General features: G+C 56.4%; 11 protein-coding genes. 2 read left to right on the top strand and 9 right to left on the bottom strand.

Features of this window, described 5'->3' with window-relative positions; translation table 11 throughout:
- The 7 genes from FQ185_RS25510 to FQ185_RS25480 all read right to left on the bottom strand — a co-directional run bounded on the left by FQ185_RS25510 (position 1) and on the right by FQ185_RS25480 (position 9,252).
- Positions 1–2,523: a CS1-pili formation C-terminal domain-containing protein gene (locus FQ185_RS25510; protein ID WP_149419856.1), complete on the bottom strand. Its 2,523-nt coding sequence runs from the start codon at positions 2,521–2,523 to the stop codon at positions 1–3.
- A gap of 111 nt (positions 2,524–2,634) precedes the next feature.
- Positions 2,635–3,111 (bottom strand): CS1 type fimbrial major subunit, encoded by a 477-nt coding sequence (locus tag FQ185_RS25505; protein WP_149419855.1) that lies wholly within the window; start codon positions 3,109–3,111, stop codon positions 2,635–2,637.
- Positions 3,112–3,539: 428 nt separating this feature from the next.
- Positions 3,540–4,028, bottom strand: coding sequence for a CS1 type fimbrial major subunit (locus FQ185_RS25500; protein WP_149419854.1), 489 nt, complete (start codon positions 4,026–4,028; stop codon positions 3,540–3,542).
- 21 nt (positions 4,029–4,049) lie between these two features.
- Complete coding sequence (locus tag FQ185_RS25495; protein ID WP_149419853.1) at positions 4,050–4,790, bottom strand: molecular chaperone; 741 nt, start codon at positions 4,788–4,790, stop codon at positions 4,050–4,052.
- A gap of 54 nt (positions 4,791–4,844) precedes the next feature.
- On the bottom strand, positions 4,845–6,056 hold the full coding sequence (locus FQ185_RS25490; RefSeq protein ID WP_256730501.1) for a hypothetical protein: 1,212 nt from the start codon (positions 6,054–6,056) through the stop codon (positions 4,845–4,847).
- Between the two features lie 81 nt (positions 6,057–6,137).
- Complete coding sequence (locus tag FQ185_RS25485; RefSeq protein ID WP_149419852.1) at positions 6,138–8,660, bottom strand: CS1-pili formation C-terminal domain-containing protein; 2,523 nt, start codon at positions 8,658–8,660, stop codon at positions 6,138–6,140.
- Positions 8,661–8,760: 100 nt separating this feature from the next.
- The gene (locus FQ185_RS25480; protein ID WP_149419851.1) at positions 8,761–9,252 is read right to left on the bottom strand and encodes a CS1 type fimbrial major subunit; all 492 of its coding nucleotides are present in this window, start codon (positions 9,250–9,252) and stop codon (positions 8,761–8,763) included.
- A 519-nt stretch (positions 9,253–9,771) separates the two neighbouring features.
- Here FQ185_RS25480 and FQ185_RS25475 point away from each other — a divergent pair.
- Complete coding sequence (locus FQ185_RS25475; protein WP_149419850.1) at positions 9,772–10,347, top strand: PadR family transcriptional regulator; 576 nt, start codon at positions 9,772–9,774, stop codon at positions 10,345–10,347.
- Complete coding sequence (locus tag FQ185_RS25470; RefSeq protein WP_149419849.1) at positions 10,344–11,129, top strand: siderophore-interacting protein; 786 nt, start codon at positions 10,344–10,346, stop codon at positions 11,127–11,129. The genes FQ185_RS25475 and FQ185_RS25470 overlap by 4 nt, the downstream gene beginning before the upstream one ends.
- Positions 11,130–11,233: 104 nt before the next feature.
- Here the strand turns inward: FQ185_RS25470 and FQ185_RS25460 are convergent, their stop codons facing one another.
- Together FQ185_RS25460 and FQ185_RS25455 are read right to left on the bottom strand one after the other, a co-directional pair.
- Positions 11,234–11,905 (bottom strand): Pr6Pr family membrane protein, encoded by a 672-nt coding sequence (locus FQ185_RS25460; RefSeq protein WP_149419847.1) that lies wholly within the window; start codon positions 11,903–11,905, stop codon positions 11,234–11,236.
- A gap of 2 nt (positions 11,906–11,907) precedes the next feature.
- Positions 11,908–12,138, bottom strand: coding sequence for a VF530 family DNA-binding protein (locus FQ185_RS25455; protein WP_149419846.1), 231 nt, complete (start codon positions 12,136–12,138; stop codon positions 11,908–11,910).
- Between the last annotated feature and the right edge of the window lie 270 nt (positions 12,139–12,408).

Genomic DNA, 12,408 nt, shown 5'->3' with positions numbered 1-12,408 from the left:
TCAGCTCGCCGTGTCGGCAGTGGAAGTTGCATTCGCCAACGTATCCGGCGTGCAACGCAGGTCGCCGATCATCAACACGTTGTTCTCACTGCGATGCCTGTCTGTATCGAGCCTGAACTGGCACAGCAACTGGTCGGCATAACGCACTTCCAGCGTTGGTGAACCGGCATGCATCTCCATGGAGAAAAACCCGTCGACTTCACTCACGCCGCGGCTGGCATGGTTGATCACGTGATGCCCCTTGAGGGGCCGACCTTGCGGATCTAGCAGGCGTCCCAGCACCGTCAGGGTTTTCATCACCCGCACCTTGCGGTACTCCACACCGCCCTTGTTCAGGTGATAGCGGGTGCGCGCCGGTTCGATGCTGGCCGCCGGAACGTGATTGCCTTCGAAATCGAAGCTCACCGAGCTGTTCTTGTAGGCCGTCAGCGGAATGAAATTACGCCCAGGACGCAATGCGGCGCTGCCACCGCTGAGGTCGTCGGCGCGCAACGCGATCCCGTCGATATCGGACTCGACATCGACGATCATCCCTGCGCCGCGCCCCTGATGCTGACTGGTCAGGGCCATGCGCTGAGCACCGACGACCACGGTGCTGTCCAGGTTCAAGCCGCCGGTAAAATTGCCGTTGTAGGACGAGCGCTGGAGAAAGCCGTCGCCATTGATCGCATCGGTGCGAAAGTTCGCCAGGCTCGACAGGCCAACGCCGTAAGTGTCTGTCAACGCGGTCACCGAGACGCTCTGCAACACGTGGTCTTGCAGGTCTTTGCGGTAACCGATCGACGCGTTGTTGTCGCGACTGCCGTCACGGGCCGTACGGCTGCCGATGCTGGCGGAAACTTGTTGGCCCGGACCACCCAGCGCCATGTTGATGCTCAGATCAACGCCGCGATTGCGCGCATCGCCACTGCTGTAACTGCCCGGACGATCGAACAGCGACAACCGCCAGTTAGCGTCGCTGCCCAACACCGTCGTACGTTGCGTCCAGCCCAGGTCCACGCCGACACCTTCGACGTTGCCGTCGCTGTGGGAGACTCGTGCGTTGAGCGAACTTTTGCGACTGATCCGGTGGTTCAGCGCCAGTGATGAATTACTGGTCTCGCCGGTGAACACATTGCGTTGGCGCACTCGGGTGCCATCGGGCAAAGTGTCATAGGTGTTGGTGGTGTCGAGCCAACTGCGGTTATGGCTCACCACCAGGCTGCCGGAACCATAGTTGTAAAGCGCTTGCAGATCGGCGCCGGTACCGTGGTCTTCGGTTTGATACAGATTGGCGTACAGGTTGATGCTGTTGGCCAGGCTCCAGTCGATGGAACTGCCGTACTGAAGGGTGTTGCGAACCTGACGTGCCGACAGCCCAAGAATCACCCGAGGGTGCAGTAGGTAGTTGATCGCAGCGCCCGCCGTCGCATCGCCACTCTCCTGTTGGTCCCAGTTGCTGAGCAGTTTGCTTTCCTGCCCGGCGAACAGGTTGTAGCGCCAGCGCTCGTCGTGATTGCGCCAATTGTTCGGTTTGTAAATCAGCTCCTGAGTGGTCGAGGTGGTTTGGCCGTCTTCGATCAGCCGCACTTCCACTTCGTAAATACCGCCGGGCAATGGGCGGGTGTCGAGGGTTTGTAAACCCGTCGGTACCGACTGGGTGTTGATCAGCAAACCATCGCGATAAATCTCCACCGAGGCTTGACGATTGGCGGTGACATAAATCGGATAGACGCTGGGTTTCGGGCTGTCGATCGCCAGGCTATCGGAGCTGCCATACATCACGCCCACGGCGGTGTCGGGGCTGGTGCCGAATGAACGTGGTTGACGGGTCAGGCCTTCGGAATTGGGGGTGAAATAACCCAGACGAAAAAAACTGCCTTGCAGTTCGCGCTGGGTGTAGAGCTCATGCACCGCGTGGTAGGTCTTGGTGTCCGGGCCGCCAAGGCGTGCCAGTTGCATGTTGAAGGTCTGGCTCCAATTGCCCAGGCTGCCGCTGGCCTCCAGGCCAAAACGCCCGCCCAGGTCCTGATCCTGACCGCCGTTGAGATTGAGCTGGTTACGCACCATCAAGCCACTGCTGCCGCCTTCAGGTTGATCGTAAAAACGCTTGGCTTCAGTGTCGCGCTCGGCATTTTCGGTGACGATCGACAGCAAGGAATTTTCAAGGTTGTAGTGAACTGCCAGCATCTGTTCCGGGCACTGGCCGGAACAAGCACCCAGCGCCACGCCGGGCTTGAGAACATCAGCCCAGGTTTCGCGCTCGCTGGCGCCGAAACGGCTTTCGCTGGTGTCGGTGAATTCGAGCAACGTGACCCGGTCATCGCGGGACAACACAATCATCGCCTCGCCAAGGGGCTGTTGATCGAGCTCGACCCGAACGGCCAACGGCACATCAAAAAAATGCTCCTCGAAATCCGCCGGCAGGCCCTTCGCCTGGGCCAGCAAACTTCTGGGGGTATTTTCAATAGAAGTGGGCGCCGCAAATGCGCTGCTACATAACAACAACGCAAGCGCTGCCGCGATGGGCGTCATCGGGAACATGAAAAAGTACTCTGATTACAAGGAAGTCAAAGTCCGGCTGACAAACCAAAAAATTTGCCAACCGGTTACGTTACTTTGAATAAGTAAACGATCTGCCGTCTCGGTTCTTACTTAGACGGAAGGTTCAACCACCAACATAACGACGCCGGTATAGTCGCCGGCATCAAACTGAGTGCCTTTGGCGCTGATCTTGAACGGCGCACGGTAGCGAACGTTAGACTCCTCGGCACCGACCACTTCCTGGGACGTGGTGGTGAGTTCCCTGCCATTAAGTTCCACTTTCAAATCGATGGTCTTGTTACCGGCAATCAGTTTCGGTGCACCTTCCAGACGTGCATGAACCTTGCCTGCTGTGTGCAGAACGTCAAAGTGCCCGTCGACTGTTCTCATCGCACCGGTAGACGGGTTGTAGCTCATGTCCTGATCCTTGTTGACCAGGTCCGAATCCACCGGCACCGCGTAGAAATCGTCGGTTGGAACATGGGCAACAATACTGATGGAGTGCTTGGCTTCGGTGGCGGCAAACGCCATCGAGGAGCTCAGTGCCAGAACAGCCAAAGGAGCAGCAAACGCGATTTTCTTGAACATTGGTCAATACCTGTCTTTTTAAAAGAGTCGAATCATTGAAAGTTCTTGGATGAGTAAAAACTGTCACGAGCAGCCATTTAGTCAGCTGAACTTTCAACGCCGAAAGATGATCGACCAATTGATCTGGAAAGTAAGCAGGCAAGTTCCGACACCCTCGTAGCCGGAACACCATTACTGTGGAGAGAAAAAAAACAAAAACCAACTAAACCCAATGGTTGACTGTAAGAGCAGTACTACAAAAACCCTATATACCTGGTATTGACAGCGACCCAAATGCGGGAACTTCTGTAAGACCAATACTACAAGAACCGTAAATAAAGGCTGATATATCAAGATTAGAGAGTTAACACTAATTCCACTCTTCTTGCCTGCACAAAAAACCACTATTTTTTCGATCTGGAGGGGTTCGAGATTGTCATTCTCCTCCGTCAAGGAGAAATGGCCTCGAATATCATGTGTACGCTGCCGTGGTAATCACCGGGCTTGTAACCGGAGACCGGTTTGATTGCGGCAATTTCCAACTCGACCCGTTTGCCGGTTTTGCCGTCCAGTTGCGAAATAACCTGCGTGTTATCCACCGTGAGCCGCGTATGGTTGAACCGGACGGCCAGGGCGATGTTGTCGCTGTCCCTGCCATTGCTCAGATAAGGTTCCATGCTCAACCGGACAGCGATCGCGCCGTTACTGTTTCTCACATCGAAATATTTGCGCAGCGGACTCAGCTCCTCCGTGGTCAGGTTCCAGTTCAGTTTCTGTTCACGACCGATCCAGCCTGGGTTCACCGGTATTACATAAAACTCCGCGTTCGGCACAGTGACCGACACTGCAAAGGTCTGGCGCTCGACAATAGCTGGCGCACCAACACTGGTCAGCGTCGCAAGCACCATGGAAGTGAGGGTTATCAATTGTTTGATCATGATGTTCGCCTGTTGTCGGCCTTAACCTTTGACAGCCAGGTTTTGAGTTTTCGAGCCTTCAGTCATCGTGAAACGATAGTGACGGCCAACCTGCTTTTCGAAATGGAAAGTCCGACCGCTGAGGATGTGGTGTTTTGTAGTTGGCTGACACTCCTGCTCGTTGCTTAACGAGCAGTCCTTGAACTCATCGATCACCACCACGCTGTTGCCGTTGTTTCGAATCCGGTAATGACTGGCTTCGTTCTCGATCACGCTGGCGAAGCGTGTTTCTTTCGGACGAACGAAAAATACCGTGCCATAACCGGCCAGCACATTGACCCCGGCGGACAGGCTTTTTTTATAGGCGTCTCGTTCTTGGGCAGACACCGCGAACTCGTCCTCCTTTTCCGGTACCACCGGCACATATCGCACCCGGAAATAACGTTCCTTTTCTCGCTCGCCCAAGAAAAGCAAACGCGAGCCCTGCATGCCGTTGGCCGGTACGATCAGCCGCGCGGGGCTGGCAATCAAACCGTCGCGGGATGCGCCGTCGGCGGTGCTCGCCAGTGACACTTCGCGAGCCGTGCCATCGGCGTCATAGATGATTTCGAGAATGTTGATCTTGACGAACGCCGTGCTGTCGCCGCCATTGAATACCCGTTTCAAATAAGAACTTTTTTCGCCATCGAGATAGTCGTAAACCACTCCGACATTGATTTGCGGTCCGGCCAGGACTGCGTGAGACAACAGCGAAAAACCAAAAACTACCAACAGGCGTTTCATGACATACCCCCTCAATTATCAAACTCAGACATATCGGAACAACAAAAGCACGGCCTAGACTTCCGAGTCCCAGATCACCGTGACATCCCCAGACCAGGTTTTTGAAGCACCCTCGCGCAACATCGTTTCGACGTGTTCCCTGGCAATTTCAAAGTGCAGGGTTGCCGGTTTTCGGTCGAGATAAAATCCGGGTTGGAACAACTCGGTGCCGCTGCCATCAAGGCGCAAGGGCCGACGCTGTACCGCTTGGCCCGCAGCATCGGTCAGGCCATTGGGTAGCGTCACACTGGTGTTCAACGGAATAACGACTGTCGAATCGGCATCGCGTAATGCGCAGGTATTACCAGCGGAGTACTGACATTCGAGCTGCATTTTGAAGCGGCTTGATGAGGAGACATGAAAGGTCTGATCGCGGAACAGGCGCACCGGTTTGCGTCCCTGATTCAGCCAGGCTTGCCAACCGCCCTGTGGCACCAACTCGATGCGATTACCGCCCGGCGGGATTTCAACTTTGAGCGAATGGACGACATCCAGGGTGAAATTCAGGGCCACCGTGGTGTCGTTCGGCAGCAATACATCGCCCATGTCGAAGTCTCCCCCAGGACCTGTGGTATAGGTCAGCGAGCCTTTGTATTGCCCTGACGACATGCCAAGGGGATCAGGCGTTCTGAGCTCATAAACGTATTCGACCGAGGTGAAGTTGAACCACGGAATATCCTGGAACGGCGATCTGCTACAGGCGCCTGCACCTTCGGGAATCAACCAGAAAAAGTACGAAAAATTAACACCCGCAAGTGCCAGGCCGGTGCTGGTACAGGGAGCCGGCGCGATACTCCATTGCGCGTTCCAGTGAAGTCCGGGCCGCCCCCAGGCACTCACCCCCGGAGGCCTTTGCATCCGCCAGGTCCCGCCAATGCCTGCGACACGTATCTGAACCGTCTCACGCTCGCCTGTCCTGGAGTGAAAAACCTGAAGATTCCGCCAACTGGACGGCACACTGAAGGTCGCCCCCTGTCTTGGGTTGGCATGCTCGGCAGGAATGGCCCGGGAGGAATTAAACACCAGGCCGGGTACCCGCAGGCTGAAAATGCCCAGGCTCTGGCAACGACCAGGCATTCGATTCGGGCACACGCCGCTTTGCGGGGTCGTGTTGACAAATGTGTTGAACGTTGGATTCGCCGGATCAGGCACGAACCTGGCACTTATTTCCTGCACCACCGCTTCGGCCGGTGGCGCATGAAGCCCTGCCAGCAAGCCTCCCGCCACGCAGAAAACCGCCATTGCTCTTAACGAAAAAGATAAATTCATAGTCGGCTCACCTGAAACTCCAACACACACAAAACCCAGTCACCCAGCCTTTCGGGATTCGAAGGTCACATCCGCCAACGTCTGCGGCGAACAGCGCAAATCCCCGACCATCAGCACATCGTTTTCACGACGCGCGTTGTTCGGATCGAGACGGAACTGGCAGAGCAACTGATTACCGGAACGTACTTGCAACGTCGGCGAGCCGGCGTTCATTTCCATCGAGAAAAACCCGTCGACTTCGCTCACGCCACGGCTGGCGTGGTTGATGATGTGATGGCCCTTGAGCGGCTTGCCCTGGGAGTCGACGAGGCGCCCGAGCACTGTCACGGTTTTGTTGATAGTGACTTTGCGGTACTCCACGCCGCCCTTGTTCAGGTGATAGCTGGAGCGGGCTGGCTGGATGGTCGCGGCAGGCACGTGATTGCCCTCGAAATCGAAGCTCACCGAGCTGCTTTTATAAGCTGTGAGTGGCACAAAATTGCGGCCTGCCCGCAAGACCGCGCTGGCGCCGCTCAAATCGTCGGCGCGCAGGGCAATGCCATCGATGTCCGATTCCACGTCGATGATCATGCCCGCGCCGTCGCGGTGGAATTGGCTGGTCATGACCATTTTCCGCGCACCGACGGCGATGGTGCTGTCCAGGTTCAACCCCCCGGTCAGAGCATTGTTATAGGAGGAGCGCTGGAGGAAACCATCGCCACTGACCAGATCCGATTGCATCGTGGCCATGGCGGACATACCCACGCCATAGGTATCGCTGGTCGCCGTGGCGGAGACACTTTGCAGCAGGTGATCCTTAAGCTCCGTGCGATAGGTCAGTGAGGCATTGTGATCGCGACCACCCTCGCGAGCGGTACGCGAACCGAGGCTGCCGGCCCACTGCTCCCCCGGTCCTCCCAACGCGATGTTGACGCTCAGATCGATCCCGCGATTGCGGCGGCTTCCAGAGCTGAAACTGCCCGGCCGATCGAACAGCGACAACTGCCAGTTGGCATCGCTGCCCAATAGCTGCGTGCGCTGGCGCCATCCCAGATCCACACCCATGCCTCGGGTATTGCCATCACTGTGGGACAGCCGGAAACTGGCCGAGTTCTTGCTGTTGAGTCGATGGTTCAACGACAGTGACGAGTTGCTGGTCTGCCCGACAAATACATGGCGCTGACGCACCCGCGTGCCGTCGGGAAGCGTTTCGTATAGCCGGCTTGTGTCGAGCCAGCTACGGTTGTGGCTGACGACAATGCTGCCCCCGGCGTAGGAATACAGCCCCTGCAGATCCAGGCCGGTACCGTGGTTTTCGGTCTGATAAACGTTGGCGAAAAGACTGGTGTTGTTGATGACGGTCCAATCGATGGAGGTGCCGTATTGCAGGCTGTCGCGCACCTGCCGACCCGTCATGCCCAGGATCACTCGTGGATGCAGCAAAAAGTTGAACGCAGCGCCGGCAGTCATATCGCCATCGGCCTGCTCATCCCAATTGTTCAGCACTCTCGATTCACGGCCGGCGAACAGGTTGTAGCGCCAGCGCTGGTCGTGATTGCGCCAGTTGTTGGGTTTATAGACCAGTTCCCGATGACTGGAAGTGACCTGACTGTCTTCAATCAATCGCACTTCCACTTCATAAATGCCGCCGGGCAGCGGTCGGGTATCGAGTGTCTGCAACCCTGCCGGCACAACTTGCGTGTTGATCAACAAGCCGTCACGGTAAATCTCCACCGCCCCCTGGCGATTGGCGGTGACGTAGATCGGATAAACCGCCGGTTTTGGATTATTGATAACCAGGCTGTCAGAGCTTCCGTACATGAGACCCAACGCCGTGTCGGGACTTGCGCCAAACGTTCGCGGTTGCCGGGCCAACCCTTCAGAGTTGGGAGTGAAGTAGCCCAGACGCAGAAAATGGCCTTCCAGTTCACGTTGGGTATGAAGCTCATGCACCGCGTGGTTGAGCCGATCATCCATGCCGCCTGATCGAGACATTTGCAAGTTGACGGTTTGGGTCCATTTGCCCACGCTGCTGCTGGCCTCCAGGCCATATCGTCCACCGGGTTTCAGGTTCCGGCCGCCATTTAGGTTTAGCTGGTTACGTACAATCAAGCCGCTGCTGCCTGCTTCGGGCAAGTTGTAATAACGCTGCGCCTGATCGTCACGCTCGGCGCCTTGCGTGAGGATGGAAACCAGCGAGTTTTCGAGACTGTAATGCATAGCCAGCATTTGTCCGGGGCATTGGCCTGGACAGTCACCGAGCTTCACACCCTGGCTCAGATAATTAGCCCAGATATCGCGTTCACCGGACTTAATCGTGCTGTCACCGACATCGGTGAAGTCAACAAGAGTGAGACTATCGTCGCGAGCCAATACGACCATCGCCTCGCCAAGAAACTGCTGGTCGAGTTCCACGCGCACCGCCAACGGCACATCAAAGAAATGTTCTTCGAACTCAATCGGCAGACCTTTGGCCTGTGCGAGCAGACTTCCAAGTGTGTGGCCGTTACCCATGGGCGCGGCCATGGCAGTTGCGCACAAAAAAAGTGCGAGCGCCGCCACGACAAGAGTCATCGGGAACATGAACTGAATACTCTGAATACAACTACTCGAAAACTGCGATCGACAGGCAAAAAATTGCCCGTCGACCGATAACAGTTATGAATCCTTAGTTCAAACCTTGTTACAGACTTACACGCGGGATAGCGTCGAAGATGACCACAGGGGTCGCGGTGAACAGTCCGTGTTGAGTGTCGGCGGGCTTGGCTGCGGCAATGACCAGTTCGGCCTGCATGCCGCCGTTGGATTCGGTGTCGCCGACAACCTCCTGCGACGTCTCCGTCAGGGTCACGCCATTGAAGGTGTAAGTCAGATCGATGCTGCTGGCGCCATTGGACAGTGGCTGAGGACCGCCCTGGACGTAGGCAGCCACCGACCCGTTGATGTGTAGCACATCATAAGTCGCACGCAGCGGCGCCAACGTTCCCGTCACCAGGTTATAGGCCATTTTTTCGTCGGCACCGAAGTTGGGGTTCCGTGGCTGGGCGTGGAACTCCTTGCTTGGAATGGTGGCACTTATGTTAATGGAGCTGCGCGCGTCGTCAGCAGCGAACGCCATGGCAGAACTCAGAGAAAGAACAGCCATTGGAATTACGAAGGCGATTTTCTTGAACATGCTTATGTACCTGGTATGAAAAAATATTTTTAAAAGTTAAAGCCACACAGAAACAATCTATAACAATCCTTACTTCTGGACGCCAAAACCAAGATCGTTGCCAAACTTTTAACGGGGCAGATGATCATCTAAACGAAAAGCAAAGTAAGTAGGAAAATTCGACAGCAGGTGTAGCTCATAGAGAACTGAACAAAGAAGAAAAAAACAGCAAATAAAAAGAAATAATTACTTCCAACAAAAAACAAGTGAAAATATTTCACAGGAAACAGCTTAAGACTAAAAACCACTTAGATTTTTTTCAAAACCGCATATTTCTATGAACAAATACGTTTGATCAATCCATACAGGTATTTCCAACCTCACGTTGTGCATGCTTCCGTTGCTGTTCGCGCATTGAAAAAATCCTCGACTCTTTTGCTCACAGACCGCCAATGGGCTGTATGCCACTCGTCGGCGGTGCTTGCGTGAGCCTTAAGATATATCTTAAGTTGTATCTAAACACGACGAGAGAACGCAAAAATGAGAGACCATCATTCCCCCCACCGCGAACACGGTGACGGCCGCGACGGCTTCGAGAAACGCCCCGGCCGCGAACGCGGCGGTCGCGGACCACGAGTATTTGCCCCCGGCGACCTGAAATTACTGCTGCTGGCGTTGATCGCCGAACAGCCCTGCCACGGCTACGACTTGATCCGCCAGATCGAAGGCATGTTCGACGGCGCCTATAGCCCCAGCCCCGGTGTGATCTACCCGACCCTGACGTTTCTGGAAGAAAGCGAAATGATCCAGGGCGACGCTGAAGGCGGAAAAAAACGCTACGCCGTCACCGATGCCGGGCGCCTGTCCCTGAGCGAGCAAGCCATTGCGCTGGACGGTGTGCGAATGCGCATCGACGTCAGCAAACGCTCGTTGCGCGGCCACGATCGCCCCGCCGAAATCCATGAGGCTGTGCATAACTTGCGGCACGCGCTGCAACTGCACCACGGTCGCTGGAGCCCGGAAGAAATCCTGCGAGTCGCCGCCCTGCTCAACAACACCGCCAAAGCCATCGTCGACGGCCCCACCGTTCAAGCTGCACAGGAGAAAACCGAATGATTGCAGTCGATACCCAAACCATTCACCGCGTCATGCACGAGATCAAACGCCGTCGTCTGGAGGTGTTGCGCGTGGTCGACCTGACCCCGCGCATGCGTCGAATTACCTTGGGTGGCCCTGAGCTGGCAGGCTTTATCAGCCTCGGCACGGACGATCACGTCAAACTGCTGTTCCCGCAGAACGCGGCGGAACAGGCGGCACTGGAGACCCTGGTACTCGGTGCCGGCAAAAGTAACGGGCCGATGCCGGCCATGCGCGATTACACGCCGCGACGCTATGACCTCAATTCGCAGGAGCTGGACATCGACTTCGTCCTGCACGGTGACGGCCCTGCTGCGACTTGGGCCGAGCAGGCTAAACCGGGGCAGTTCCTGCACATCGGCGGGCCACGGGGGTCGATGATCGTGCCGGACATCTTCGACAGCTATCTGCTGATCGGCGACGAAACCGCCCTGCCCGCCATCGCTCGACGGCTGGAAGGTCTGGCAGCCAATCGGCGTGCGCTGGTGATTGTGGAAGTGGAAAACGGCAAGGAGCAGCAAGCGCTCCAGAGCGCTGCCGAGGTCGATGTGATCTGGGTGCTGCGCGAAGGTGGCAAGGACCATTTGCTGACCACCGTGAAGCAGCTGCAAGTCCCCACCGGCAATCTGTATGCCTGGATCGCGACCGAAACCAAAGTGTCGCGACAGATCCGCCGGGTGTTGCTCGATGAGCACGGGTTGGATGAGCCGTTTGTCAAAGCGGTCGGTTACTGGCGGCTGGATGATACTGACGAGGAGTAATTTCCTCTCGGGCCCCTTCGCGAGCAGGCTCGCTCCCACAAGGAGTTGGTGTACGCCGATTCAATGTGGGAGCGAGCCTGCTCGCGAAGACGGCATACCAAACACTACAAATCCCGATGCTTGCCACGACGCTCAAGCCACTGATCCAACCCAACTACCAACAACGCAATCAGCACAAACCCCACCAACAACCCACCCGCATTGATAAACACCTGTGGATAACCCAGCTTCTCCACATCAATGAACGGGTACGGATAAGTCGCCAGCAAATGCCCGCGCAACAGCGCATACGCGAAGTAAACCACCGGGTAAATCACCCACACCGCGATGTGCCGCAACCGCAACGTGCCCTTGGGCACCCAGCACCACCAATAAACAAGAAACAGCAACGGCATGACGTCATGCATCAGCTCATCGGCCAGTAATTGCCAGCCTTCGGGATGCCACAAATGGCGCAGCAACACGCTGTACGCCAGGCCGACCACGGCGATGCTCACGGCAACCCCGGTGCTTACCCACGGCTGCAAAAACCAGCGTCGCGCCGCCGACTCGCGGGAAGTCAGCTCACACGTCAGCACCGTCGCCACCAGCGTATTGCTCAGCACGGTGAAATAGCTGAAGAAGCTCACCAGCCCACCGAGCAGGCTGGCCTCCAGCGTCCAGCGTGAGTAGAAAATCAGGTACAGCTGAATGCTCAATCCCGCCCAGCCAAGAACCGCAGCCACGGCTACAAAACGACGCCTTGCGGCAGAACCTGGCGTCGCTTGGGTGACCACAGTCAGAGCGGACGCTTGGTGCGCATCAACTTCACGTACAAGCTTTCGACCTTCTCCCGCGCCCACGGGGTCTTGCGCAGGAATGTCAGGCTCGACTTGATGCTTGGGTCGCTCTTGAAGCAGCGAATATCGATACGCTCGGCCAGCCCCGACCACTCGTAGTGTTCAACCAGGGCGTTGAGGATTTGCTCCAGTGTCACGCCGTGCAGCGGGTTGTTGTTCTGTTCGGTCATGCCGGGCCTTCGAGCGAAGTAGGAATTGGAAGCCGCGCACCTTAGCCGAGGGGGTGGCCAGGTGGAAGGGCCCTGTGGCGTTATCCATTAAATGTAGGTGAACCGCGACAGATCGCCGCGCGACACTGTTACCAAATCCGAAAGGATCCATGTCAGTAAAAGCCCTTTCTCTATTTGTAACAGGACATTATCCTTACGCCCGTCAAGCTGAAACGCTTCCGCTGCCCGCTTCATCCCTGTCGTTTCAGTTCATCCCCCAGAAAAAGATCA

The organism is Pseudomonas sp. ANT_H12B (genome assembly GCF_008369325.1).
In the GTDB taxonomy this organism is placed as follows: Bacteria; Pseudomonadota; Gammaproteobacteria; order Pseudomonadales; family Pseudomonadaceae; genus Aquipseudomonas.
Note: the sequence above shows the minus strand (reverse complement) of the source record. Positions and strands in the feature narration are given on the sequence as shown.

Bases quoted from the DNA above. Each gene is read 5' to 3' on its own strand.
- FQ185_RS25485 (WP_149419852.1), bottom strand. From the start codon at position 8,660: ATGTTCCCGATGACTCTTGTCGTGGCGGCGCTCGCACTTTTTTTGTGC.
- FQ185_RS25505 (WP_149419855.1), bottom strand. From the start codon at position 3,111: ATGTTCAAGAAAATCGCGTTTGCTGCTCCTTTGGCTGTTCTGGCACTG.
- FQ185_RS25475 (WP_149419850.1), top strand. From the start codon at position 9,772: ATGAGAGACCATCATTCCCCCCACCGCGAACACGGTGACGGCCGCGAC.
- FQ185_RS25470 (WP_149419849.1), top strand. From the start codon at position 10,344: ATGATTGCAGTCGATACCCAAACCATTCACCGCGTCATGCACGAGATC.
- FQ185_RS25455 (WP_149419846.1), bottom strand. From the start codon at position 12,138: ATGACCGAACAGAACAACAACCCGCTGCACGGCGTGACACTGGAGCAA.
- FQ185_RS25500 (WP_149419854.1), bottom strand. From the start codon at position 4,028: ATGATCAAACAATTGATAACCCTCACTTCCATGGTGCTTGCGACGCTG.
- FQ185_RS25495 (WP_149419853.1), bottom strand. From the start codon at position 4,790: ATGAAACGCCTGTTGGTAGTTTTTGGTTTTTCGCTGTTGTCTCACGCA.
- FQ185_RS25510 (WP_149419856.1), bottom strand. From the start codon at position 2,523: ATGTTCCCGATGACGCCCATCGCGGCAGCGCTTGCGTTGTTGTTATGT.
- FQ185_RS25480 (WP_149419851.1), bottom strand. From the start codon at position 9,252: ATGTTCAAGAAAATCGCCTTCGTAATTCCAATGGCTGTTCTTTCTCTG.